The organism is Aeromonas sp. ANP5 (assembly GCF_963870295.1).
GTDB lineage: Bacteria > Pseudomonadota > Gammaproteobacteria > Enterobacterales > Aeromonadaceae > Aeromonas > Aeromonas veronii.
Window position 1 is genome coordinate 37,569 of record NZ_CAWMRY010000012.1, and the last position, 23,096, is coordinate 60,664.

Genomic DNA, 23,096 nt, shown 5'->3' on the forward strand with positions numbered 1-23,096 from the left:
CCATGCCCCCCTATCGCGCCGTTATCGGTCTTGCCGGCCACGTGGATCACGGCAAGACCCAGCTTATCAAGGCCCTCACCGGCATCACCACGGCCCGTGCCCATGAGCAGGCCATCGGCATGACCCAGGATCTCGGCTTTGCCCACTTCGACGACGGTCAGGGCAACACCATAGGCGTCATCGACGTGCCCGGCCACGAGCGCTATATCCGCAATATGGTGGCGGGGCTCTGGAGTCTGGATCTGGTGCTGCTGGTGATTGCCGCCGACGAGGGGTGGATGCCGATGACCGGCGATCACCTGCGCCTGCTCAAGGCGATGGGGGTGCCGCGCCTGCTGGTCTGCATCAACAAGTGCGATCTGGTCTCCCCCGACGAGCTTTTACTGTTGGAAGAGAGCCTGCTGGAGCGGGTGATGGACGAGAGTGGCATGGTGCCCGATATCGTCAGCGTCAGCGCTAAAACCGGTGAGAATATGGCTGCCCTGCACACCGCCATCGTGCGCCAGCTTGCCAATCTGCCAGCCTCACAAGCGGCTCGCGAACAGGGCGCACCGCGCCTCTATGTTGATCGTGTCTTTACCGCCAACGGCACCGGCACCGTGCTCACCGGCACCTTGCAGCAGGGCTGCCTCAAGGTGGGGGACAAGCTGCGCCTCTACCCTGCCGATCGGGAAGTGCAGGTGCGCTCCCTGCAGGCCTATCACCAGAGCGTCGACGAGATTGGCGCCGTCTGCCGGGTAGCGGTGGGCCTTAAAAAAGTGCCTCACAAGGAGGTGGCCCGCGGCCACTGCCTTACCAGCGCCGCTGGCCAGTGCGAGGCGGCAACCCACCTTATCGTGCGGCTCTGCGAGGTCGGCGGCAGCATCCGGGAACAGCGCAACCGCGAGGTCGAAGTGGCCCTCGGCAGCTGGCATGGCCGTGCGCGCTTTGTACCAATAAAAGAGACCCGGCTGGCGCGGCTGATCTTTGCCAGCCCCATCCCCTGCTTCTTTGGCCAGCCGCTTGCCATCATTCGTCACGGCAGCAGCGAACTGCTGCACGGCGCCCGCATCGTCTGGTGCGGAGACATCCACCCCGACAAACGCAAGGCGCTGCACACCCTGCTGGGCGAGCTGCCTGATGACTTGGAGCACTACAACCCCGCAGCCTTGCAGCTGGGCCTCAATGGCTATGTGCTGGCCAGCCGCTTTGACCAGCTGCCCGAACAGGTCACTCCCCTCGGTGAGTGGCTGCTGGACAACCACTGGCTGGCTCAGAGCCGTGATCAGCTGCTCGCTACATTGGCCAGCGAACCGTTGAGTGCCGCCGAGCTGGCAACCCGCTTTGGCATCGCCCTACCGGTCACTCAGGCCCTGCTCCAGCAGCTCAAGAGCGAACAGCTGATCCGTCTGCACCATGACAAGTGGCAACCGGGCAGCGGCGAGTCGGAAGATGATCTGGGGGAAGAGGCGCAGCTGGTGCTCAAGGTGGTGCGAGATCAAGGCAAGGAGGGTTACGAGCCCGGTAAACTGGGCCCCGGCGGCGTTGAGCTGGATCCCTTTATCACCCGCAAGCTGCCCGCGGTTCTGCAGCAGGGCTTGCAGCAAAAAGGCGCGTTGCAAAAGCAGCTGAGCAACCTGGCGCGACTCAAGTATCTGGTGCAGCTCGATGGCCCCATCTACTACGACGCCGCCCTTTACAACCAGATGGTCGCCGCCGTGCTGGCGGGCCAGCAGGTGGGAGATCTGATCGACATGGCATCCCTCAAGGAGATCACCGGCTTGTCGCGTAAATACGCCATTCCGTTCTGCCTGCGCATGGAGATGGATGGCTGGGTGCGGCGCGAGGAGAACGAGCGCCGGGTGCTGCGTTTGCCGCAGACTCAAGATGAGATGGAGCCGGCATGAGCACTGCCACCGCACCCTCTGGCTCTGCCAATCCTGTGACCAACCGGCTGCGCCGCGAATTTCATATCGACGGCATCGTGCAGGGGGTGGGCTTTCGCCCCTTCGTCTATGGGCTGGCACTGCGCCACGGCCTTGCCGGCTATGTGTTGAACGATGCCAACGGCGTCACCATTGGCGCCGAAGGATCGCCCGAGCAGCTCGCCAGCTTTGCCCGCGAACTGCGGGAACTGGCGCCGCCGCTTAGCCGCATCGATCATTTCAGCGAGCGGGAACTGCCCCTTGCTCATGATCCCGACTTCGATGGCCAATTTCATGGCCAGTTTCGAATTAAAGCGAGCCAGCAGCAGAGCGCGGCCACGGTCGCCATCTCGCCGGATCAGGGGATGTGCGAAGCGTGCGCCACGGATGTGGCCAATCCCAACGATCGCCACCACAACTACCCCTTTACCAACTGCACCCACTGCGGCCCACGCTACACCATCATCCGCCGCCTCCCCTACGACAGACCCCATACCGCCATGGCAGGCTTTGCCATGTGCCCGCACTGCTCTGCGGCCTATGAAAACCCGCTGGACAGACGTTACCATGCCCAGCCGGTGAGCTGCCCCGAGTGCGGGCCGCATCTGACCTGGCGCAGCGGCCTCGGCGATGCCCTGGCCGAGCGCGAGGATGCCCTGCAGGCCGCTGCCAGCGCCCTGCAGGCGGGGGCGCTGATTGCGGTCAAGGGGATGGGGGGTTATCACCTGATATGTGATGCCCGCAATGAACAGAGTGTTGCCAGATTACGAATGCTCAAACGGCGCGCGCGCAAACCGCTGGCGGTGATGATGGGCTCCCTTGCCGAGGCCAAACTGCATGTCACTGGCTGCGAAGACGAGTGGAAGCTGCTCTCCTCTCAGGCCAGACCCATCACCTTGCTGCGCAAGCGCAAAAAAGATGATCGGCCGTCAGAATCCCAACTGACAACTGCGCCGCTGGCCGAGGGGATCGCCCCCGGCATCCCCTACCTTGGGGTCATGCTCCCCTATACCCCGCTGCACCAGCTACTGCTGGATGCCTGCGCCATGCCGCTGGTGGCCACCAGCGCCAATGGTCGCGGCAGCCCAATCCTTATCGAGTGCGAGGCGGTGGTCAGGGAACTCGGCCGCGATATTGACGGCATCCTGGATCACAACCGCCCCATCCTGCACCCGTGCGACGACAGTCTGGTGCAGTGGGCAGGCGGGCGGCGCCAGACGTTGCGGCTGGCCCGGGGCTATGCCCCCTGCACCCCCAGCCTGCAAGAGGCGGTCAAGGCGCCGCTCTTGGCAGTCGGAGCGCAGCAGAAGAACCAGCTGGCGCTCGCCTTCGGCCGCCAGCGCATCTACAGCCCCTATATCGGTGATCTGCACAGCCTGCCGATGCAGGAGCACTTCGAGCAGACCCTGGCCACCTTTCGCGAACTCTACGATCTCAAGCCAGAACTGCTGGTCTCGGATCGCCACCCGGGCTACCTCAGCCATCAGTGGGCCAAACGCTATTGCCACGATCAGGGTGCAACCCATCTCGAGGTGCAGCACCATCACGCCCACCTGCTGGGGGTGATGGCCGAGCACGACATCACAGGCCCGGTGCTGGGTGTTGCCTTTGACGGCACCGGCCTTGGGGATGACGGCACCCTCTGGGGCGGCGAGCTGCTGCTGGCCGATGTTCAGGGATTTGAGCGGGTTGCCCACCTCAAACCCTTCAAGCTGATCGGCGGCGAGGCGGCCATCCGCGAGCCGGTGCGCCAGCTGCTGGGGCTGCTGTTTGAATCGCACAGCCCTGAGCAGATCAGCGCCCTCGATATTCCTTTGATCAAGCAACTGCCCGCTGAGCGGATCAGCAATCTGCACCAGCTCTGGCAGCTGGGTCGCAACACCCCCTACACCAGCTCCATCGGTCGGCTGTTCGATGCGGTGGCGGCGCTGCTGGGGCTGATCGACACCCCGGATTACGAGGGCGAAGCCGGGCTCCTGCTGGAAGCGACCGCCTTGCAGCTCACCCCCGACGAACAACCCTTCCCCCTCGCCTTTGATCTCAGCCAATCAACAGAGGGGCCACTGCAGATCGAGTGGGCAGAGCTCATCAATACCCTTATCAGCGAGCAGAGAAAAGGCACCTCCACCGCTAGCCTGGCCGCCGGCTTTATCCGCGCCATCAGCAATCTGGTTGTTACCCTGGCCGAGCGCTTCCCCGGCTATCCGGTGGCACTCGGGGGCGGCGTCTTTCAAAACCGGGTGCTGATGGACCAGTTGGTGCACGCGCTCGAAGCAGCCGGCCGGCAGGTATTGGCCAGCGAAACCCTGCCACTCAATGACGGTGGCATCGCCGCCGGTCAGCTCTGGTTTGCCATCCACCATCTTGCCACGCACCACCCTGTCACAACCGGTTGTGCCACCTTGTCGGAGTCCTGAAATCCATGTGTCTATCCATCCCCTCTCAGGTGGTGCAGTTGCACCCCGAAGATAACTGCGTCACCGTCGATACCCTGGGGGTGCAGCGGCGCGTCAGCTGCATGCTGCTCGAGGAGCCCCTCCAGGTGGGCGACTATGTGCTGCTCCATATCGGCTTTGTGATGAGCAAGATTGACGAAGCGGAGGCGCAGGCCAGCCTCGAGAGCTTCCGCCAGATGGTGGCCCTGATGCCCAAACAGGATATCTTGCCATGCTGACCTTGAATGACCTGTTCCAGGGCTTTCGCCAGCCCGAAGTGATCCGCGCCCTCGCCGCCCAAATTACAGAACTGGCCAAAGATCTGCCCGAACCACTGCGGGTGATGGAGGTGTGCGGCGGCCATACCCACACCATCATGAAGTACGGCCTGCACCAGCTGCTGCCGGCCAGCATCGAGTTTGTCCACGGCCCCGGCTGCCCGGTTTGCATCATGCCAAAAGAGCGCATCGATCAGGCCATCGAGTTGGCTAGCCAGCCCAACGTCATTCTGGTGACGTTGGGGGACATGATCCGGGTACCGGGCTCCAAAGGCACGCTGGCCCAGCAACGGGCCAAGGGGAGCGATATCCGCCCGGTCTATGACCCCCTCGATGCCCTGCGCATCGCCAAAGAGAATCCGGAGAAAACCGTGGTCTTCTTCGCCATCGGTTTCGAGACCTCTACCCCCATGACGGCCGCCTTGCTGGCTGCCGCTGAAGCTGAGGGGATTGAGAACCTGCTGTTTCATATCAACCATGTGCTGGTGCCCCCCGCCATTCACGCGGTGATGGCCGACGGGGTGGCCAAGGTGAACGCCTTCATCGGCCCCTCCCACGTCAGCGTCATCACCGGCGCCGATATCTACCTGCCCATCGTCGATCGCTATCAGGTGCCTGTGGTGGTGAGCGGCTTCGAGCCGGTGGATGTGATGGAGGCGATCTTGATGATGGTGCGCCAGAAGGTGGAGGGTCGCTACGCGCTGGAGGTGCAGTACAGCCGCGCCGTCACCGCCAGTGGCAATAAAGCCGCCCAGCGGCTGGTCGAGCGCTTTTTCGAGACCCGCGAGCACTTTCGCTGGCGAGGTCTGGGGGATATCAACGCCTCCGCCCTGCGCCTGCGCGATGCCTTTGCCAAACGCGATGCGGAGCGCTACTTCCAGCTTGCTCAGACTCCCATCGATGACCACAAGGCGTGCCAGTGCGCCGATATCCTGCGCGGCCTGGCCAAACCGAACCAGTGCAAAGTCTTTGGCCGGGGCTGCACCCCGACCCAGCCCATGGGCAGCTGCATGGTCAGCTCCGAAGGGACCTGCAATGCCTACTACCGATATATGGGGATCCAATGAGAGAAATTCAGTTAAGCCACGGCGGCGGCGGTGTGGAGATGAACCAGCTGATCAATCAGCTCTTCTTTCGCCACTTTGGCAACGAGATCCTGCTGCGCGGTGAAGATGCCGCCCTGCTGCCGGTAAACGGCCCCGTCGCCTTCACCACCGACAGCTTTACCGTCTCGCCGCTCTTCTTCGAGGGGGGCGATATCGGCAAGCTGGCCATCGCCGGTACGGTCAACGATCTCGCCATGATGGGGGCCAAGCCCGAGTATCTGAGCTGCAGCTTTATCATCGAGGAAGGCTTCCCCTACGCCGATCTCGCCCGCATCGTCGAGTCGATGGCGGCCGAACTTGCCAAGAGCGGTGCCCGCATCGTCTGCGGTGACACCAAGGTGGTGCCCAAGGGGGCGGCCGACAAGATCTTTATCAACACCAGCGGGGTCGGCACCTTTCCGCGGCCTGAGCAGAGCCGGGGCATCTCGGTACGCAACCTCAAAGCCGGTGACACCATTCTTGTGTCGCGGGATATCGGCAGCCACGGCGCCTGCATCCTGATGGCCCGTGACGCCCTGCAACTGGGCTCCGATCTCAAGAGCGACTGCACCACCCTCTGGCCGCAGGTAGAAGCGCTGCTAAAAGCGGGGATTACCCCTCACGCCCTGCGCGATGCCACCCGCGGTGGCCTTGCCGCCGTGCTCAACGAGTGGAGCAGCGCCTCCGGCGTTGCCATCGAGCTGGAGGAGTCCGCCATTCCGGTGTGCGATCCGGTGCGCGGCCTGTGCGAGCTCTACGGTTTCGAGCCCCATGATCTCGCCAACGAGGGAACCATGGTGCTGGCCCTGCCTGCCGAGCAGGCGCAGGACGCGCTGGGCATCTTGCGGCAATTCAACTCCGCCGCAAGCCAGATCGGCGTGGTGCAGGCGAGCGATCGCCACAAGGTGATCCTCAACAACCCCTGGGGCAGCCGCCGTTATCTGGAGCTGCCGCAGGGGGAGCTGCTGCCGCGTATCTGTTGAGCAGCCATGCCGTTCCGTCATTTACAGGGAGGAGTCACTGCTCCTCCCCATATCGGTTAAGGAGCCACCATGCACGAAATGTCTCTGGCCATGGCCGCCATCGATCTGGCGGCTGAACAGGCCACCCAGCGGGGCTTTACCAAGGTGACCGCCCTCTGGCTCGAGGTCGGCAGCTTCTCCTGCGTCGACCCGGACACCATTGCCTTCTGTTTCGAGGCGGCCGCCAAGGGCACCGCCGTCGAGGGGGCCCAACTGCACTTTCAGCACCAGGCGGCAGAGGCCTGGTGTTATGACTGCAACCAGACGGTCACCCTCACCGAACGCGGGCAGGCCTGTCCCGAGTGTGGCGGATACAAATTACGAGTCGCGCAGGGTGATAGCCTGCGCATCACCGACATCGAGGTAAGTTGATATGTGTAGCGTATGCGGATGCGGCCAGGCGCGGATCGCCGGCCATGAGCACGATCATGAGCATCATCACGAACATGAACATCACCATGAACATGGTCATGAGCACGACCACCATCATGGTCATGACGCCCATCACCATCATGATCACGAGCAGAGTGCGCCGCGCACCCTGATCATTCACCACCACTATCACCATCAGGGGGATGTCCATCACCACTACCACGGGGTGCGAGCTCCCATAAGCCATGAGGGGCATGATCACCCCCATGAGCACCACCATGATCACCCCCACGACCATCATCATGATCATGTCCACTCTCATGACCACGGCCATTCCCACGCGCATCCCCATGATCACAGCCATGACCATGACCACCAGCAGGGTGATCTGCACTACGGCAAAGGGGAAGCGGGATTGTCGGTCCCCGGTATGGGGCAGCGCCAGCTGATCGCCATCGAGATGGATGTGCTGGCCAAGAACAACGCGCTGGCCGCCCACAACCGCGAGCACTTCACAGCTGCCGACCAGCTGGTGCTCAATCTGGTATCTAGCCCGGGTTCAGGCAAAACCACCTTGCTGTGCGAAACCTTGCGCCAGCTGGCTGACAAGCGCCCTTGCGCCGTGATCGAAGGGGATCAGCAGACAAGCAGAGATGCGGATCGCATCCGTGCCACCGGTGTCCCTGCTGTGCAGATCAACACCGGCAAGGGCTGCCATCTGGATGCCAAAATGGTTCACGACGCCTGCCACCAGCTGCCCGCCAATCAAGGGGGCATCCTCTTTATAGAGAACGTCGGCAATCTGGTCTGCCCCGCCAGCTTCGATCTCGGCGAGAAGTACAAGGTGGCGATCCTCTCTGTCACCGAGGGGGAAGAGAAGCCGCTGAAATACCCGGACATGTTCGCCGCCGCCCAGCTGATGGTGATCAACAAGATCGATCTGCTGCCATACGTCAGCTTTGACGTGGCCCGCTGCATCGAGAACGCCAAACGGGTCAACCCCTATATTCAGGTGATCCAGGTCAGCGCCACCACAGGCGAAGGGATGGATACCTGGCTGAACTGGCTGGCCAGTGCTTGAAATCAACCGGTTAAACGTCGCTGATAACGGTAGAAAACAAGAGAGGGAGGCTGATGCCTCCCTCTCTTTTATCTGCGCGCTTTGCCAACGATTCTCTCTGTACAGAATGGCCAGCGTTTCATACTCGCATCCCCTCACCCTGGCCCTCTCCCCAGGGAGAGGGAATCGGTTTGTGAATACCGACAGCATGCTGCAACTATACGACTCCCTCAAACGCCTCAGGGGGCGGCTTCGAGTATAACAACCAGCCATATTTTCAAACCCCAAGATTTTCCAAACCCTAAACCCTGAGCGTGGTGAGATGGCACCTTCAACTCCCTTCTCCCCTTGCGGGAGAAGGGCTGGGGATGAGGGGGAACACCAATCTTCAGGCCACGCTGCGGGCCATAGACTCCGCCTCAGCAGGCGCCTCACCAAAGCGCAGCACCCGATGGCAGATCTGGCGCAATAATGCCTGCTGGTGACTGAAGACAAGTATCCCAAGCCCGCGCTGCTCGCACTCAACCATCAGCTCCCGCCAGAGCTGACGCTGGATTTGCGGATCCAGCTGGGCAGTCACCTCGTCGGCAATCAGCAACCGGGTGCGGGGAGCGAGGGCACGCAACAACGCGATGCGGGCCAGCTCACCACCGGAGAGTTGACCGGGTTTACGACCGAGCCATTCAGGCTTGACCATAAAGCGGGCAAGCATGGCGTCATCGGGGCGCCATACATCCCACAGCGCCTGCCCGGTGGTGCGATAGGGATTGAAGGTGAGTTCCGGGTGCTGGGGCACCAGCTGGATAGGGTTATAGCCTTTTACCTGTTCAGGAACCGGCTGCCCATCCAGCAGGAGCTGCCCGCCAGCCCCAACCGGTTGCCAACCCGCCAATACCCGCCCCAGCGTGGTCTTGCCATGGCCACTCGGCGCAGAGATACCGAGTCGTTCGCCCGCCTTGACCATCAGCGATAATCCCTGCCAGAGAGGGCGTTCCCCCTGGGCGATAGTGAGATTTCGTACTTCCAACATCAGGAAACCTCCGGCACAGAAAAGAGCGCGTTGAACTCGGGCAGCGCCTGCCAGTGGGCACGGAGCATCTCGCTCCCCTGCCCCTGGCGCAGATGGTGGCAGCTCAAGGTATCGCTCACCTGCCCCTGATGCAGCGCGACTATGCGGTCGGCGAAGCGGACCGCCAGCGCCAGATCATGGGTCACCCAGAGGATACCGCTGCCTTGCTCTGCAATCTCGCGCAACTGGGTGAGGAGTTGGCAGGCCAGCCCCTCATCGAGCCAGGCGGTGATCTCGTCTGCCAGAATGTAGCGGGCACCGCCGAGCGCCGCAGTGCAGGCCAGAATACGCTTGGCCATGCCGCCGGAGAGCTGGCGCGGGAATCTGTCCAGGGTGGTCGCGGGCAGCTGGTAGCGCAGCAACTGCTCGCCGAGCCGCTCGCGAGAACCGCTCTGGCCGCAGAGGCGCGCCGCCCGGCCCAGCTGGCGCTCTACCGTCAGCAATGGATTGAGGGCGCTTACCCCCTGTGGCACATAGCAGAGGGTGTGCCCGCGCAGACGGGCCCTACTGGCATCGCACAGGGGCACGCCATCGAGGGAGATGCTGCCGCGCATGCGCAGATTGTCCGGCAGCAGAGTCAGAGCGCTTTGCAACAGCAGGCTCTTGCCCTCGCCGCTCCCCCCCACCAGCGCCACTATCTCCCCCGGCGCCAGTTGCAGGCTGATATCGGTCAGCAAAGGCTGCCAGCTGCGCCGCCCCAGCCAGGAGTAATGGGCCGCCTCTATGGTCACCTGATCAAAACTCAGCATGGTTCACTCCTGTGCCACAACAGCTGTTGCAAGGCGCGGGTAGCCTGATCAAACAGCAGAACCAGCAGCAACAACATCAGTCCCGGGAAGAGGGCCAGCCACCAGCCACCGCCGGCCAGATAACGCAGGGCATCGGCCAGCAGCAGACCCAGCGAAGCCTCGTGGGCCGCCAGACCAAAGCCGAGAAAGCTCAAGGCCGCGCTGTGTAGTACCGCATGGGGAAACATCAGCAAGGTGCCGATAAACCACTGAGGCAACAACCCCGGCAAAAGGTGGATGCGCCAGCGACGCAGCGCCCCCATCCCCTGACAGCGGGCCAGCACCACATAGTCGCTGCAGGCGATCCGCCGCGCTTCTGCGCAAAGGATCAGCGCCAACTTGGGCCAGTGGGTCAGTGCCACCGCCAGGATCACTCCGCGCATACCGCCCCCCACGGTAAAGCAGATGAGGATCAGCAGCAGCATATGGGGCAGCGCCAGCATGGCGTCGATCACCATTCGCACCGCCGCATCGCACTTGGGATGAACCAGCGAGAGGCTCGCTGCCACCATGGCCAGCAGACCGCTGCACAGGGCCGTGCTGATCCCCAGCTCCAGACTGGTGAGGGTGCCCTGAAAGGCCCGCAACCAGAGATCCCGCCCCATCTGATCGGTGCCGAACCAGTGGGTCAGCGAGGGAGGCTGCTGGCGCGCCAGCAGATCCATCGGCACATCCTGATGAGAGAGGCTCCAGCCGTAAGTGGCCAGCAGTGTCAACCCGAGCAGGGCAAAAACCAGCCGCAGTATGGAGGGAAGCGGATTAAACAGCATGCTCGCCCTCCCAGCCCCGATTGATGCGGGCCAGCAGCAAACTGGCCACCGTGTTGCCAATAAAGACCAGCAGGGTGCAGAAGAGCACGATTCCCATCAGCAAGGGGATATCGCCCCTGAGCCCCGCATCCACAGTGGCCTGGCCGAGCCCCGGATAGGAGAAGACCTTCTCGGCCAAGAGCGACCCGCCGAGCAGCTCGCCTAGCGAGGCAAACTGCAGGCAGAGCGCCGGGGTCATTGCGTGGCGCAGCACATGAAAACGCAGCATGGGCCAGCCGCCATCCCCCTGAGCGCGGGCGTAGCGGATAAAGTCGCTCTCCAGCACCTCGGCCACCCGCCCCCGGGTATGCAGGGCGATATTGCCCACCCCGAGCAGCGCCAGGGTGGTGACCGGCAGCAACAGATGGCGTGCTCGCATAGCCCAATCAGTTTCATCGGCGGAGAGGCCCGGCGTCCAGGCGCAGCAGACTGGCAACAGCGGCCAGTGCACCGCAAACAGGGCGAGCAGCAACAGGCCGACCCAGAAGGTGGGCAAGGAGGCAAGCAGGTAGGCAAAACGGCAAATCAGGCGATCGGGCCAGCGGTTGAGATAGCGACCGGCGCAGAGGCCCAGCACAATGCCGAAAAAACCGGAGAGCAGCCAGGCGCCCGCCAGCAGCAGGAAGGAGGCGGCAAAGCGCTGGCCAATTACCTCACCCACCGGTGCGTTGTAGAGCATGGAGTAACCGAGATCCCCCTGCAGCACCTGGCTAAACCAGTGCCAGTAGCGCAGCCAGAGCGGTTGATCCAGCCCCCAACGGGCGGCGATACGGGCGTACTGCTCCGGCGGCACATGGAGCAGGTCGTTGCCGATATAGGCCTTGATGGGGTCGATGGGGGAGTAACTCAGCAGCACAAAGGTGGCGACCGAGACCAGACATAACAGCCCTGCCAGACGCAGCAGGGCTTTTAGCAACAGATAACCTGAATGACTCAAGGGCGAACTTAGCGGCACGTCCACCGCCAATCCTGCAGGTTGTTGAGCAGGGACCAGCTACCGTGGATTTCCGGCGCCCCCTTGCCAAGATCGATGCAACGGTTGGCGAGATAGGTGTGCTGCACATTGAGCAGCCAGGCCCAGGCGGCATCTCCCTGCACTCCGGCGCCCGTTTTGCCATCCCACTCCACCTGCTGCCAGAACGGCACGGCCGCCTGCCAGTTCGGGGCATCCAGCGCCTGCTTGAGGTGGCTATCCACCACAGGGTTGCTGTAGTAGCCCGGGTTGTAGAACTCCACGCCACCCGAACCGCTCTGGTAGTGGTGATAGAGCTCCATGGGATCCAGACTCCCCCACCCCATCAGTACCGGGTTGGCGTGCATTTCGCGCTCCACCTGCTCCCAGCTGCCGGACTTGAGGCTCACCTCAAGGCCGATGGGTTTGAGCATGGCCCGCACTGCTTCCGCCAGATCCCGGCGGGTGCTGTCGCCACTGGTGTACCAGAGGGTAAAGGCGGCGCGCAGGTCACCCTTGCGGCGAATGCCGTCACTGCCCATCTTCCAGCCGGCCTCGTCGAGCAGAGCGTTGGCGTGGGCCACATCCCCATCCTTGAAGGCGGTGGCTTTGTTTAGCCATGGCAACCCTTCCACCGCGCTGTAGGCGGGGATGGCGTGCCCCTCCAGCAGCTGGTCGGCCAGCAGTTTGCGGTCGATGGCGTAGTTGATGGCGCGGCGCACCGCCACATCCGAGGTCACGTCGTTGCCGATGGGATAACCCTTGGCATCCTTGCCGCCTGCTGGCGGGATGGGGAAGACGATGCCGCGGTTCTCCACACTCGGGCGCACCCACAGCTTGAGGGAAGCAGGCACGGTAGGCGCCAGCGACGGGGCGATGCGCACCACATCGAGCTGGCTGCTCTGGGCGGCGGCATAGGCGCTCTCTTCATCGATAAAGACAAACACCAGCCGCTTGAAGTCATTGTTGCCACCGGCGTAATAGGGGTTCGCCTCTACCACCAGCTGTTGACCGGGCAGGAAGCTCACCAACCGGTAAGGGCCGGCACCGACCGGCTTTTGGGCATATGCTTTTGCGTCGTAATCCTTCTTCGACACTATCCCCAAGGATCCCAGCACGTTGACGAAGGTGCTCTGGGGAGCACTCAGGGTGATGGCAACCTCGATGGGCGAGAGCACCTTGGCCGAGACAAAGTTGCCCATGTCGATCTTGCCGCCACCCTTGGCCGCGCTGTTGAAGGTAAAGGCCACATCTTCGGCGGTGAGCGGCGCGCCGTTGGAGAATTTCAGGTCAGGCTTGAGGGTAATGATCCACCCCTTGCCATCCTTGCTCGGGGTCACCGATTGGGTGAGCACATTCTGCCAGCTGAGATCGGCGTTCTGTTTGAGCAGCGGACTGTGCAGCAGCAAGTAGCTGCCGTGGCTCCAGCCAAGCAGAGGGTCAAACCCTTCGGTGGGTTCGGCTCCGATGGCGAGCTTGAGCTCGGCAGGCACAGGTTGGGCAGCGGCCAGCGCCGCGTGAGAAGCAGTGCCCAGCAGCAGAGTCAACAGGACGGTAGCGCTAGATCTAGCGTAATGGCGAAGAGAATTGCGTGGAACAGTCATGGGGATCCTTCTTGTTTTGTACCACTCACGGATCATCACTCAAAAAAGAGGTGGAATGCGTGATTTAGCATGGGAGTGAGGGGCCAAAATGGCCCCCTATTCTAAACTTGATTTCGCGTGAAACCTAGCGACTATGCCGGTTGACCGCGCCGGGCACCAAATAGCCGTCTGCGGCCCAGATCCACGCCGCTAACCCCTTGCTGCACCGGCAAGGAGAGCAGCATCTTGAGGGTGCTGCTCACCAGCGCTCGCCCCTCCCCGGCACCGAGATGGGGATCGAGCGGCGACATCAGGGAGCAGGCTAGCAGCTGTCCCGTCTCGGGCAATTCACCCACCATAAAGGTCATGTTGCCGCAAGGGAGCTGCAGGGCGAGCCGATCGCTGCTGCTGCGCACCGGCCACAGTTGATCCGGCCCCGGCAGCACCACCACGCTAAGCATCCAGGGGGTGAGCACGCAGCCGAGCCACTGGCCTTCAAACAACACACACTCCGCCACGATTGGCATGCTGGCGTGATAAAAGGGCAATGCCTGCATCTCTTCGCGAGCGATCCGCTCATACTGGGCTACCAGCAGGGGCGCGGGATCGCGGGCAAAACCGATGAACTCCTGCACGGCATCAACCTCGCTTAAATGGGACTGCGCCATAGGCCCTCCCGTGCTTGTTCAGCTTTCTCCTGCTCAGAGAGCGCAATGGCGGGCGCACCAACGGCAGCCAGTAGGGTCAAAATCCGATCCGTGGCCTCCCCCATGGCAGCCGCCACCACGGGGGTGAGGCCGATGCGGGGCTCCAGAGATTCGGGCTCGACCCCGATCAGGGTGAGCTGCTTTGGCGACTCCCCCGTCATGTGCAGCGCCGAGAGCACATCCGCCAGCCCCAGCTGGTGCGGGGAGATCTTGCGGCCAAACAGGGTCGGGATCTCCTCATCCTTCAGGGTCACCACTGTGCCCGGCGGATTACCGCTGCGCACCGCATCCACCAGAATGATGTGATCGCGACTGGCCATCGCTTCGAGCAACTCCATGCCGGCGGTGCCGCCATCGAGCAGCTCGATACCGGGGGCGAAACGGTATTCGCGCCCCAGCGCCTCGACGATGCGAACCCCCACCGCCTCATCGCTCAAGAGCAGGTTGCCGACGCCCAGGATCAGGATGTTCATCACAACACCTTCACCTGAGTTGTTTCGCCATTTTGAGTATCCACCACGTGCACCGCGCAGGACATGCAGGGGTCGAACGAGTGGATGGTACGCACCACCTCCAGCGGCTTGGCGGGATCCGCCACCGGGGTGCCTACCAGAGATTGCTCGTAGGGGCCGGGCTCGTCATTGAAGTTGCGCGGGCCCGAGTTCCAGGTCGATGGCACCACCGCCTGATAGTTCTCGATCTTGCCGCCCTTGATGACGATCCAGTGGGAGAGCATGCCGCGCGGTGCCTCTTCAAAGCCCACTCCGCGAAACTCCTTGTCCGCCGGGATCTCCGCCTTGATATAGGCGGTGGTATCCCCCTTGCCGATGTTGTCCACCAGCGCCTTCCACTGGTGCGCCAGAGTATCTTTGAGCACACAGCAGCGCACCGCACGGCCGATGATGCGACCCATGGTGGAGTGCAGCTGTTCGGTCTTGATGGCAGAGCCGGTGAGCGCCTTGTAGATGCCATTCAGCTGATCGAAGTGCACTACCGTCTCCGGGTGTTTGGCGGCGAGTTTCACCAGCAAGTCTGCGAGCGGCCCCACCTCCACCACCTTGCCGTAGAAGGTGGGGGATTTGACCCAGGAGTATTTGCCATCATCCTGCCAGCCGGTGTAGTTGGGCTCGGTCTTGCCCTCCCAGGGCTTGAGGGGGGCGTCATCCTTGTACCAGGCGTGCTTGTTGCTCTCGGCGATACCCTCTATCAGCCAGCCATCCTGATGACTCTCGATGGGGCGATATCCCGCCAGATTGCCATTCTCGATATAGCCGCCCGGCATCAGGAAGCTGCCGCCATTGGCATCGGTGGGGAGCTCCGGCACGCTCAGGTAGTGCTTGGCCCCCTGCCCCAGACTCAGCCACTCGGGGTAGTGCGCGGCGATGATGGCGGTATCCACTTTGTAGACCTGCTCGATAAACTCGCCAAGCCGGTCGATAAAGCTCTTTACGTAGAGCAAGCGCTCCAGGTTGAGCACGCTTGGTGCATCCAGATTGATGGGGTTGGCCACGCCGCCCACCGCCAGATTCTGGATGTGCGGGCTCTTGCCCCCCAGAATGGCGACGATGCGGTTGGCATCGCGCTGGCACTCCAGCGCCTGCAGGTAGTGGGCCACGGCGATGAGGTTCACCTCCGGGCTCAGTTTCATCTCCTTGTGACCCCAGTAACCGTTGGCAAAGATGCCAAGCTGGCCGCTCGCCACCAGGGCGCGGATCTTGTCCTGCACCTTGGTCAGTTCATCGGCACTGTTGAGGGACCAGGTCGATACCCCCTTGAGCATGTCCGCCGCTTTTTGCGGATTGGCCTCAAGGGCAGCGGTGATGTCCACCCAGTCCAGCGCGGAGAGCTGATAGAAGTGGACGATGTGATCGTGGATGTTATGGGCCGCGATGATGAGGTTGCGGATGTACTGGGCGTTGACCGGCACCTTGGCGCCGATGGCGTTCTCCACCGCCCGCACCGAGGCGATGGCGTGGATGGAGGTACATACCCCGCAGATGCGCTGCACTATCATCCAGGCATCGCGCGGGTCGTTGCCCTTGACGATCTCCTCCATCCCGCGCCACATGGTGCCGGACGACCAGGCTTTGGTCACTTTACCGCCTTCGATTTCGCAGTCGATACGCAGGTGCCCCTCAATGCGGGTGATGGGGTCTATGGTGATACGTTGGCTCATACGTTGGCTTTCCCTCGGGCCTGATAATCTTGGTGAACACGTTCAAGTGATGGCAGTACCGGCAGCAGCCGGATCAACAGCAAATAGGCACACACCTCGATGGCAACGAAGCCCAGGGAGATCAGCACCTCCTCCGCAGAGGGGAAGTAGTGGTAGCCATTGCCGGGGTTGAAGGCGAGCAGGGAGTAATCCAGTCGCCAGAGAGCGGCGCCCAGCAGCATACTGAGGGCCCCCAGGAACAACATGCGCGAATCCCGGCGGCTCTTATCCCAGTGGAACACCAGCAGCGGGAAGATCATCAGCGCAATCTCGCTCCAGAACATGATGGAGAAGCGATTGAACTCGGAGAGATACTCCGACTTGTCGTGGATGACGATCTCGGCAAAGCGCAGCGCCACAAACAGGATCAGGAAGATATCGATCACCTGGGTCAGTTTGTAGAAGAGCGACTTCTCGTTGGGGCCCCGCCCCGCCAATCCCGCCTGCACCAGAGATCCCTCGAACACCACGATGGAGAAACCCATGATAAAGGCGGTGAGCAAAGAGAAGACCGGCAACAGCTCGTAACTTTGCCAGAGCGGATGGATCTTCTCCCCCGCCACTATCATCAAGGATCCCATAGAGGATTGGTGCATGGTGGGCAGCAAGGCCCCCAGCGCCAGCACGAAGAACATGATCTTGTTGAGGCGAATGAGTGACGCCTTCCAGCCGAACTTCTCCAGCAGCACGGGAGCGAACTCCAGCGCCATCACCCCGATATAGATGGTCATGCAGACCGCCGTCTCGAACAGCACCGAGGAGGTGTTGAAGTGCCCAGGCAGGTAGAAGTACGGCAGGTTCCAGTAACGCCCCACGTCGATGGTGATGGAGAGGCCACCGAGCGAGTAGCCAAACAGGCTCGCCAACAGGGCCGGTCTCACCAGCGGGTGGTACTCGCCCCGGTTGAACACATAGACAGCCCAAGCCAGCGCCCAGCCGCCACAGGCGAAGCCGGTACCGATCAAGAGATCGAACGAGATCCAGAGCCCCCAGGGGTAGCCGCCGTTCAGGTCGGTGACCGAGCCCAGCCCGAAGACGAGGCGTTTTAAAATCAACATGCCGCACAGCACGGCAAAGGGGGCCAGCACCAGCACAGGCCAGCTGACCAGCTTGCCGCCGAGGGGATACGCCTTGTGGTTACTCATGATCCTTGCCTCCCTTTGTGGTGCCCTGATCCTTGATCTGCGCACTCCCCTGATCATGGCCATCATCGTGATGATCGTGACCATTCTTGGTGTTGCGGCGGATCAGCACCGAGAGGCCGGTCAGCACCACCATGGGCAGCACCATCCCCTTGTAGAGGGTGTGCTGGATATGCTCGGAGCGGGCACCGGAGGAGAGCTCCGGCAAGTCGGGCATGTCGAGCTTGGTATAGGGCACCCCGGCCAGCACCAGCACCTGGGTGCCGCCCCCCTCCTTCTCGCCATAGACGTAAGGCTGGTAGTTGGGCACCTCGTGCAGGTAAGGGTCGTTGGCAGAGAGGGTCTGGCGCGGATAGGCATATTCACTGCCCGGCTTTGCCAGCAGTCGACGCTTGGCCTCGGCCATCAGCTCCTCGCGGGTGCCGAAGATCACGGCGCCGGTGGGGCACACCTCGACACACCCAGGCAACTTGCCCTGATCAATCCTCTCCAGCCCTTTCTGGTTGCAGAGCTCGCACTTGTGGATCGCCCCCAGCGGATTGTCGTAGTCATATTTGGGCACATCGAACGGGCAACCCACCATGCAGTAGCGACAGCCGGTGCAGACGCTCGGGTCGTAGTGAACGATGCCGGTCTTGGGATCTTTTTTAAGAGCCTGCACCGGACAGACAGAGACGCAGTTGGGATCGACACAGTGCATGCACTGCTTCTTGATGTAGGCATAGCCATCCACCAGCTGATCCTTGTGCTCGCCAGTGCCGCTCTTCCACACCTGAATGATGTTGTTGGTGTAGGGGGTCAGCTTGTCGTTGTTGGACCAGGTTTGCGCCCCGGCTGGGTTGGCCGGGTTGCCGTTAAGGCGCTGACACTCCGCCACACAGGCCTGACAGCCAACGCAGAGGGTAGAGTCATACAACATGCCGAGCGCGCCGGGAATGGGCGGCTTGTTCTTGGCCGCCGCCAGTGCGGTGCCGGGTACGGCTGTGCCCGCCGCCAGCGCACCGACGGAGGCGAATTTGAGGAAGTTGCGTCTGTTCACGGTTACTCCTCCCGTGATGGGTGCTGCCCGGCTTCGTGGCGCTTCTGCTGGCGACCGAGTTCACGCACCGTCATCAGACTCACCCCCACCAGCACCCCGAGGGAGCCACCGATAAGGCCGGTCGCGGTGGGCGAGGTATAGCCCCCCTCCTGGATCTTCACATCGGGTTTATCCACCCTCGGAGTCGGGTTCTCTACCTTGGCAAGCTGGAAGATCCCCTTGCTAAAACCGACCCCCTGCTCGTTGCAGCCATAACAGGGGTGACCGATGCCGACCGGCCAGATGCCGCCGCCCACATCGCAGAACTCCAGAGTCGAGCAGTTGCCGTAGGTCTCCGGCCCCTTGCAGCCCAGATGGTAGAGGCACCAGCCCTGACGGTGGCCCTCGTCGCCAAACTCCTTGGCAAAACGCCCCGCGTCGAAGTGCGGACGACGCTCGCAGTTCTCGTGGATCAGCCGCTCATAGGCAAACAACGGACGCTTCTTGCTATCCAGCGCCGGCAGCTTGCCGTAGGTGATGTAGTAGGCAACCGTGGTGAGGAAGTTGTGGGGATTGGGCGGGCATCCCGGGATATTGATGATGGGGGTGCCGATATTGCCGAGGGCCTCTTCCAAGCTGACAGCGCCGGTCGGGTTGCCGCCACTGGCAGGGACGCCACCCCAGGCGGCACAAGAGCCGATGGCGATGACGGCAGCGGCATCACTGGCGGCACGGCGAATATGGTCGACGATGGGCTCACCGGCCACCATGCAGTAGACGCCGCCATCCTTGAGGGGAATGGAACCATCCACCACCAGCACGTACTTGCCCTTATAGCGCTTGATAGCGTTGTGCTTGTTCTCTTCCGCCTGATGGCCAAAGGCCGCCGAGAGCACCTCGTGGTACTCCAGCGAAATGGTGTTGAGGATCAGGTTCTCGATGGTGGGGTGGGTGGCGCGCAGCAGCGATTCGGTACAACCGGTGCACTCCTGCGCCCCAATCCAGATCACCGGCGGCCGTTCGGGGCTGGTGAGCGCAGTGGCCATCTTGGCGACGGCATGCTGACTTAATCCCAGAGTTGCGGCCATCCCGGCACACAATTTCATAAAATCACGGCGATTAATTCCATGAGCCGATAAAAAATTATCCTCGACCATTCTACTTATTCCCGTAGTGAGCACTTGTTTGATAAATGCTTAATAGCGGAAATGCTAAGGACTCACCCACCCTGCAGTATTGATCTCTATCAATTTCGACCGGCTTACCCCTATTTTCATAGCGAGCCACATCACAAATGAAATTAATTACCCCCAAAGAGATATTTAGCATCCCCGTAAATTTTATGAACTTAATTGGATATTAAATAATTAATCACTGCATATCCTCTCTTTCACTGTGAGCCAAATTAACATGATTGAAATCTTGGCTATACCGCTCATTTCACAATACTGATGCCCACCAATAAATGATCCATTGAATATATCTTTACTCATTCCATTGCATATTTCATGCAGTCATCCACGGGACAACCTCCTGACTTGCCTCCCCATACCAAAACTGTCTCACGGCCAGCTGCCACCGGTAGCAAGCACGGCCTTCACGGCACGATTTACCTGCATGTCGCTTGGTTTCAGTTTGCATTTTACCTGCGCTTCAGTGCGACACGTTCTACTGCGAGCCCACACAGCACAACCCCGCTTGTCCTCCCTGACGTTTAACACCGCTTAATGAAAAGATGCCACCGAGGTATGCATATCAGTATGACCTGCCCCCCACTCTTTATCGTCTTGGATGCTGGTGAGTAAAATATCGCGATCACGGATATGTTTACGCATCATCGTGAATCTGCATTCAAATTAATGGTAAGAGAAAAGGCAAGGTGGAAGGCTGTCTGCAACATAGACATCATATTTAACTCGCGATGCATTCGCTCATCCGGTTACAGATGTTACCGACCACCTTCACACTATTTACCTTCACGTCACCCCGCTTAATTAACCAGAGCGTAAATATCCATCTCCATCGATATAGATGATAATTATTCTTGTTCAACTGCAGCAAAAAGAAATGAGCGGGGATGATGATGAACATGACAAACGATATGTGTGTCAATCATCACCCGAGCAGTGGCTCCAGCCACTACCTTGCCTGATCGAACTCGAACTCGTTGACAGCCCTGCTCAGCTCGTGAAATGCAGCCCGAAGCGGCCGCCGTTGCAGAGAGAAGCCTCCCCCTGACTGCCTCTGATAACCACGCCATGGAGCCTTGTTTCTGGCTGGCCCAATGGACACTTGCCAAGTGCGGGAATTGAACAAAAAAACGAGAAAAATCAAGATAGATAGCCAATTAAAATGACATAATTGACTATAGTTTAATCGAACGTTTGAAAAACGTGACCACTTCACATGGGCCCAGCGCAATGACCACTGAACGGGAACAGTTGATCCGTTCACTGTTTGATGAGTACATCGAGCTGTATTCATCACGGGATGATCGGCTCACCACGCGGTTTAGCGACAATTTCAGCGGTTTTGCCGGCAGCAGTGATGTTCTGGTTACCGATAAAGATGAGTGGATCCGGATAACCCGCCGTGATTTTGCCCAGATCCCGGGCAGGATCCGCCTGGAAACACTCGATGTGACCCTGCAAGATCTGGCCGCTGATGTGGTGGCGGTCACCGCCTTCTTTCATATCCATCTACCGAAATCAGAACCTATCCTCTCCCGCAGAACCGCCAGGCTGGTGCTGATTTTTCGACACGAAGCCATGGCGTGGAAAATTGCTCACAGCAGTATCTCCATCCCTTACAGTGCGGCTCGGGAAAGCGAAATTTACCCGATGACCAGTCTGGAGGAGCGCCAACATGAGCTGGAGCTCATTATCGAGCTCAGAACCAAGGAGCTGGCGGAAGCGAACCGGAAACTGGAAGCGCTCAGCAATACCGACGGGCTCACCAACATCGGCAACCGTCGTCTGTTCGACAACTCATTGAACCAGGCCTGGGAGCGCTGTATTCAGACAGAGATGCCGATTGCGCTCATCATGCTCGACATCGATCATTTCAAGCAGTTCAACGACCTCTATGGCCACGTTGCCGGTGACGAGTGCCTTCGATTGCTGGCCCATACCCTGGCGCAATCCGGGCGCCGCTCGGGGGAGTTGGTGGCCCGCTACGGCGGAGAGGAATTTGTCATCCTGTTGCCACATGTCGAGCGTCAATCCGCCTATGAAATTGCCCAACATATCCAGCGACTGATTTTTGCACTCGCGCAGCCACACGCACAAAATACCACCGGTCTGGTGACCGTTAGCATGGGTGTCGCCTGCCTCAGACCATCGAGTTACTGGCAGCCATCTGAACTGGTCAAACTGGCTGATGCTGCGCTCTACACCGCCAAATCATCCGGCCGTAACTGCATCAGAGTGGCGGAGTCACCCAGCTTCCCGCAACCAGTCTGACCATAAATCCCTCATACCCCCCCATCCTCTCCGTGGGGAACCACTGCGCGCTAACCATGCACGGCAAGGCTCAACGCATCCCATCGCAACATGCCTTCCCACTGATCCAGTGTGCTTTGGTAGGTATCCGCCGCGTTGTAATGGACCATGGCATGCAGGCGGGCATGATGGCCAAGTCGCTTGACCACGTCGGGCATGGCATTGAGGCTGGCCAGCACCTGCGCCAGATCGCCGGGATCGTTTGGCTGATATTTGCGGCAATTCACGTCATCGGTGAGGTGTCGATCCCACCAGGCCCCATCGGCCGGGATCACTACGCATAATCCTGCCGCCATGGCTTCCAGAATGGAGAGACCAAAGGGTTCCTGATGACTGGTGGAGACAAAAATGCCGCATCGAGATCGGATCTCGTCAAGATTGGCGGGGTTGGCATACCAGTGCGTGTCTGGCAACTGTGGCTGAGGCTGGCTGCAGGGCTGCAGCGTGCCCTTGGGTTGCAGATAGCACACCATCAGCTCGGGGCGAGCGTCAGGGATCATCTGATGGGCGGCCAGCATGGTCTCCAGCCCCTTCCAGCGCAGCAACGAAGCCGCCCACAAAATACGAGGCCCCCCCAGGGTCGCTTTGGGCCAATCAATCTCGCTCAAACCGTTGGTAAATGGCTGCCAGTGTGACGGGAACTCGGTCTCGCCAAGCCGGGCCAGCAACGCCCCCAGGGAGCTGCGGGTTGATTCGAGATAAAACACAAAACTCGCCCGTTGCAAGGCTCTGGCAGAGAGCCCCGAGCACCCCACAGGGCCATGGATCAGCTGAACCACCCGGCACCGCAACCAGCGGGCCGCCCAGTAACAGCAGAGATCCACCCCCGGCCCGGACGCCGCCACCAGGCACGTCACCTCCCCCAAACGCAACATCAGCCAGAGGATCAGCAGGGTCTGCCACCCCTGTTTGAGCAGATAACCGATGCCGGACTCCCGCCCCTTCAATATGTGGGGCAGCCAAAGGGGATGATGCTGGCAACGGGACCAGGAGTCGGGATCCTGGGTCAGCACATGGCATGTGAGCCCGGGCATCCGCTTGGCCAACTCATTGAGCAGCACTTCGGTCGCAACCTTGGAGCCACCGCGAAACGGGATGGGATCCACGACGATGATCTTTCCAAACACCGGCTCAGTTTGCATGCTCATCTTGCTGCT

Annotated in this window: 21 protein-coding genes; 8 read left to right on the top strand and 13 right to left on the bottom strand. The window is 61.0% G+C overall.

The annotated features are described in order from the left end of the window. Positions 1-2: 2 nt before the first annotated feature. From selB to hypA, 6 genes are all read left to right on the top strand, one after another. On the top strand, positions 3-1,886 hold the full coding sequence (selB, locus tag AACT07_RS09060) for a selenocysteine-specific translation elongation factor (RefSeq protein ID WP_069527327.1): 1,884 nt from the start codon (positions 3-5) through the stop codon (positions 1,884-1,886). After that, positions 1,883-4,321, top strand: a complete 2,439-nt coding sequence (gene hypF / locus AACT07_RS09065) for a carbamoyltransferase HypF (RefSeq protein ID WP_069527328.1) — start codon at positions 1,883-1,885, stop codon at positions 4,319-4,321. The genes selB and hypF overlap by 4 nt, the downstream gene beginning before the upstream one ends. Positions 4,322-4,326: 5 nt before the next feature. After that, the gene (locus AACT07_RS09070) at positions 4,327-4,578 is read left to right on the top strand and encodes a HypC/HybG/HupF family hydrogenase formation chaperone (RefSeq protein ID WP_033115859.1); all 252 of its coding nucleotides are present in this window, start codon (positions 4,327-4,329) and stop codon (positions 4,576-4,578) included. After that, entirely contained in the window at positions 4,572-5,684 is a 1,113-nt protein-coding gene (gene hypD / locus AACT07_RS09075) for a hydrogenase formation protein HypD (RefSeq protein WP_069527329.1), read from the top strand. The genes AACT07_RS09070 and hypD overlap by 7 nt, the downstream gene beginning before the upstream one ends. Beyond that, a complete protein-coding gene (hypE, locus tag AACT07_RS09080) occupies positions 5,681-6,685 on the top strand; it encodes a hydrogenase expression/formation protein HypE (RefSeq protein WP_069527330.1) in 1,005 nt (334 codons plus the stop codon). Before hypD ends, hypE begins: the two co-directional genes overlap by 4 nt. A 69-nt stretch (positions 6,686-6,754) precedes the next feature. Then, positions 6,755-7,096, top strand: coding sequence for a hydrogenase maturation nickel metallochaperone HypA (hypA, locus tag AACT07_RS09085; RefSeq protein ID WP_024944968.1), 342 nt, complete (start codon positions 6,755-6,757; stop codon positions 7,094-7,096). On the opposite strand, the gene AACT07_RS09090 is transcribed toward hypA, so the two are convergent. Beyond that, the gene (locus AACT07_RS09090; protein ID WP_339373778.1) at positions 7,074-7,448 is read right to left on the bottom strand and encodes a hypothetical protein; all 375 of its coding nucleotides are present in this window, start codon (positions 7,446-7,448) and stop codon (positions 7,074-7,076) included. The genes hypA and AACT07_RS09090 overlap by 23 nt on opposite strands. Between AACT07_RS09090 and hypB the strand changes: the two genes are divergently transcribed. After that, positions 7,335-8,177, top strand: a complete 843-nt coding sequence (gene hypB / locus AACT07_RS09095) for a hydrogenase nickel incorporation protein HypB (RefSeq protein ID WP_216093286.1) — start codon at positions 7,335-7,337, stop codon at positions 8,175-8,177. The two genes, AACT07_RS09090 and hypB, sit on opposite strands and share 114 nt — an antisense overlap. Before the next feature lie 367 nt (positions 8,178-8,544). Here the strand turns inward: hypB and AACT07_RS09100 are convergent, their stop codons facing one another. The 11 genes from AACT07_RS09100 to hybO all read right to left on the bottom strand — a co-directional run bounded on the left by AACT07_RS09100 (position 8,545) and on the right by hybO (position 19,596). Continuing rightward, positions 8,545-9,186, bottom strand: a complete 642-nt coding sequence (locus AACT07_RS09100) for an ATP-binding cassette domain-containing protein (RefSeq protein WP_069527333.1) — start codon at positions 9,184-9,186, stop codon at positions 8,545-8,547. Beyond that, positions 9,186-9,974: an ATP-binding cassette domain-containing protein gene (locus AACT07_RS09105; RefSeq protein WP_069527334.1), complete on the bottom strand. Its 789-nt coding sequence runs from the start codon at positions 9,972-9,974 to the stop codon at positions 9,186-9,188. The genes AACT07_RS09100 and AACT07_RS09105 overlap by 1 nt, the downstream gene beginning before the upstream one ends. Further along, entirely contained in the window at positions 9,968-10,783 is an 816-nt protein-coding gene (locus AACT07_RS09110; RefSeq protein ID WP_069527335.1) for an ABC transporter permease, read from the bottom strand. Before AACT07_RS09110 ends, AACT07_RS09105 begins: the two co-directional genes overlap by 7 nt. Then, entirely contained in the window at positions 10,773-11,783 is a 1,011-nt protein-coding gene (locus tag AACT07_RS09115; protein ID WP_069527336.1) for an ABC transporter permease, read from the bottom strand. The genes AACT07_RS09110 and AACT07_RS09115 overlap by 11 nt, the downstream gene beginning before the upstream one ends. Then, positions 11,768-13,378 carry an ABC transporter substrate-binding protein gene (locus tag AACT07_RS09120; protein ID WP_069527337.1) on the bottom strand — a complete coding sequence of 537 codons (1,611 nt, stop codon included), beginning with the start codon at positions 13,376-13,378 and terminating at the stop codon, positions 11,768-11,770. The genes AACT07_RS09115 and AACT07_RS09120 overlap by 16 nt, the downstream gene beginning before the upstream one ends. A 131-nt stretch (positions 13,379-13,509) precedes the next feature. After that, a complete protein-coding gene (hybE, locus tag AACT07_RS09125; protein WP_069527338.1) occupies positions 13,510-14,025 on the bottom strand; it encodes a hydrogenase-2 assembly chaperone in 516 nt (171 codons plus the stop codon). Next, entirely contained in the window at positions 14,007-14,537 is a 531-nt protein-coding gene (locus tag AACT07_RS09130) for a HyaD/HybD family hydrogenase maturation endopeptidase (RefSeq protein WP_069527339.1), read from the bottom strand. The genes hybE and AACT07_RS09130 overlap by 19 nt, the downstream gene beginning before the upstream one ends. Continuing rightward, positions 14,537-16,240 (bottom strand): hydrogenase 2 large subunit, encoded by a 1,704-nt coding sequence (hybC, locus tag AACT07_RS09135; protein ID WP_069527340.1) that lies wholly within the window; start codon positions 16,238-16,240, stop codon positions 14,537-14,539. The genes AACT07_RS09130 and hybC overlap by 1 nt, the downstream gene beginning before the upstream one ends. Beyond that, a complete protein-coding gene (gene hybB, locus AACT07_RS09140) occupies positions 16,237-17,424 on the bottom strand; it encodes a Ni/Fe-hydrogenase cytochrome b subunit (RefSeq protein WP_021230238.1) in 1,188 nt (395 codons plus the stop codon). Before hybB ends, hybC begins: the two co-directional genes overlap by 4 nt. Further along, a complete protein-coding gene (gene hybA, locus AACT07_RS09145) occupies positions 17,417-18,460 on the bottom strand; it encodes a hydrogenase 2 operon protein HybA (RefSeq protein ID WP_069527342.1) in 1,044 nt (347 codons plus the stop codon). Before hybA ends, hybB begins: the two co-directional genes overlap by 8 nt. Positions 18,461-18,462: 2 nt before the next feature. Continuing rightward, positions 18,463-19,596 carry a hydrogenase 2 small subunit gene (gene hybO / locus AACT07_RS09150; RefSeq protein ID WP_069527343.1) on the bottom strand — a complete coding sequence of 378 codons (1,134 nt, stop codon included), beginning with the start codon at positions 19,594-19,596 and terminating at the stop codon, positions 18,463-18,465. Between the two features lie 1,263 nt (positions 19,597-20,859). On the opposite strand from hybO, the gene AACT07_RS09155 reads away from it, so the two are divergent. Further along, a complete protein-coding gene (locus tag AACT07_RS09155) occupies positions 20,860-21,900 on the top strand; it encodes a GGDEF domain-containing protein (RefSeq protein ID WP_069527345.1) in 1,041 nt (346 codons plus the stop codon). A gap of 50 nt (positions 21,901-21,950) precedes the next feature. On the opposite strand, the gene AACT07_RS09160 is transcribed toward AACT07_RS09155, so the two are convergent. Next, positions 21,951-23,087 (bottom strand): glycosyltransferase family 4 protein, encoded by a 1,137-nt coding sequence (locus AACT07_RS09160; RefSeq protein ID WP_069527346.1) that lies wholly within the window; start codon positions 23,085-23,087, stop codon positions 21,951-21,953. Positions 23,088-23,096: the final 9 nt, after the last annotated feature.

Bases quoted from the DNA above. Each gene is read 5' to 3' on its own strand.
- hybO (WP_069527343.1), bottom strand. From the start codon at position 19,596: ATGGTCGAGGATAATTTTTTATCGGCTCATGGAATTAATCGCCGTGAT.
- AACT07_RS09090 (WP_339373778.1), bottom strand. From the start codon at position 7,448: ATGGGGATGCGCGTGGGAATGGCCGTGGTCATGAGAGTGGACATGATC.
- hypF (WP_069527328.1), top strand. From the start codon at position 1,883: ATGAGCACTGCCACCGCACCCTCTGGCTCTGCCAATCCTGTGACCAAC.
- hypA (WP_024944968.1), top strand. From the start codon at position 6,755: ATGCACGAAATGTCTCTGGCCATGGCCGCCATCGATCTGGCGGCTGAA.
- hybB (WP_021230238.1), bottom strand. From the start codon at position 17,424: ATGAGTAACCACAAGGCGTATCCCCTCGGCGGCAAGCTGGTCAGCTGG.
- hypE (WP_069527330.1), top strand. From the start codon at position 5,681: ATGAGAGAAATTCAGTTAAGCCACGGCGGCGGCGGTGTGGAGATGAAC.
- hybC (WP_069527340.1), bottom strand. From the start codon at position 16,240: ATGAGCCAACGTATCACCATAGACCCCATCACCCGCATTGAGGGGCAC.
- AACT07_RS09130 (WP_069527339.1), bottom strand. From the start codon at position 14,537: ATGAACATCCTGATCCTGGGCGTCGGCAACCTGCTCTTGAGCGATGAG.
- hypD (WP_069527329.1), top strand. From the start codon at position 4,572: ATGCTGACCTTGAATGACCTGTTCCAGGGCTTTCGCCAGCCCGAAGTG.
- AACT07_RS09110 (WP_069527335.1), bottom strand. From the start codon at position 10,783: ATGCTGTTTAATCCGCTTCCCTCCATACTGCGGCTGGTTTTTGCCCTG.
- hybE (WP_069527338.1), bottom strand. From the start codon at position 14,025: ATGGCGCAGTCCCATTTAAGCGAGGTTGATGCCGTGCAGGAGTTCATC.
- AACT07_RS09105 (WP_069527334.1), bottom strand. From the start codon at position 9,974: ATGCTGAGTTTTGATCAGGTGACCATAGAGGCGGCCCATTACTCCTGG.
- AACT07_RS09160 (WP_069527346.1), bottom strand. From the start codon at position 23,087: ATGAGCATGCAAACTGAGCCGGTGTTTGGAAAGATCATCGTCGTGGAT.
- AACT07_RS09100 (WP_069527333.1), bottom strand. From the start codon at position 9,186: ATGTTGGAAGTACGAAATCTCACTATCGCCCAGGGGGAACGCCCTCTC.
- AACT07_RS09070 (WP_033115859.1), top strand. From the start codon at position 4,327: ATGTGTCTATCCATCCCCTCTCAGGTGGTGCAGTTGCACCCCGAAGAT.
- AACT07_RS09120 (WP_069527337.1), bottom strand. From the start codon at position 13,378: ATGACTGTTCCACGCAATTCTCTTCGCCATTACGCTAGATCTAGCGCT.
- AACT07_RS09155 (WP_069527345.1), top strand. From the start codon at position 20,860: ATGACCACTGAACGGGAACAGTTGATCCGTTCACTGTTTGATGAGTAC.
- selB (WP_069527327.1), top strand. From the start codon at position 3: ATGCCCCCCTATCGCGCCGTTATCGGTCTTGCCGGCCACGTGGATCAC.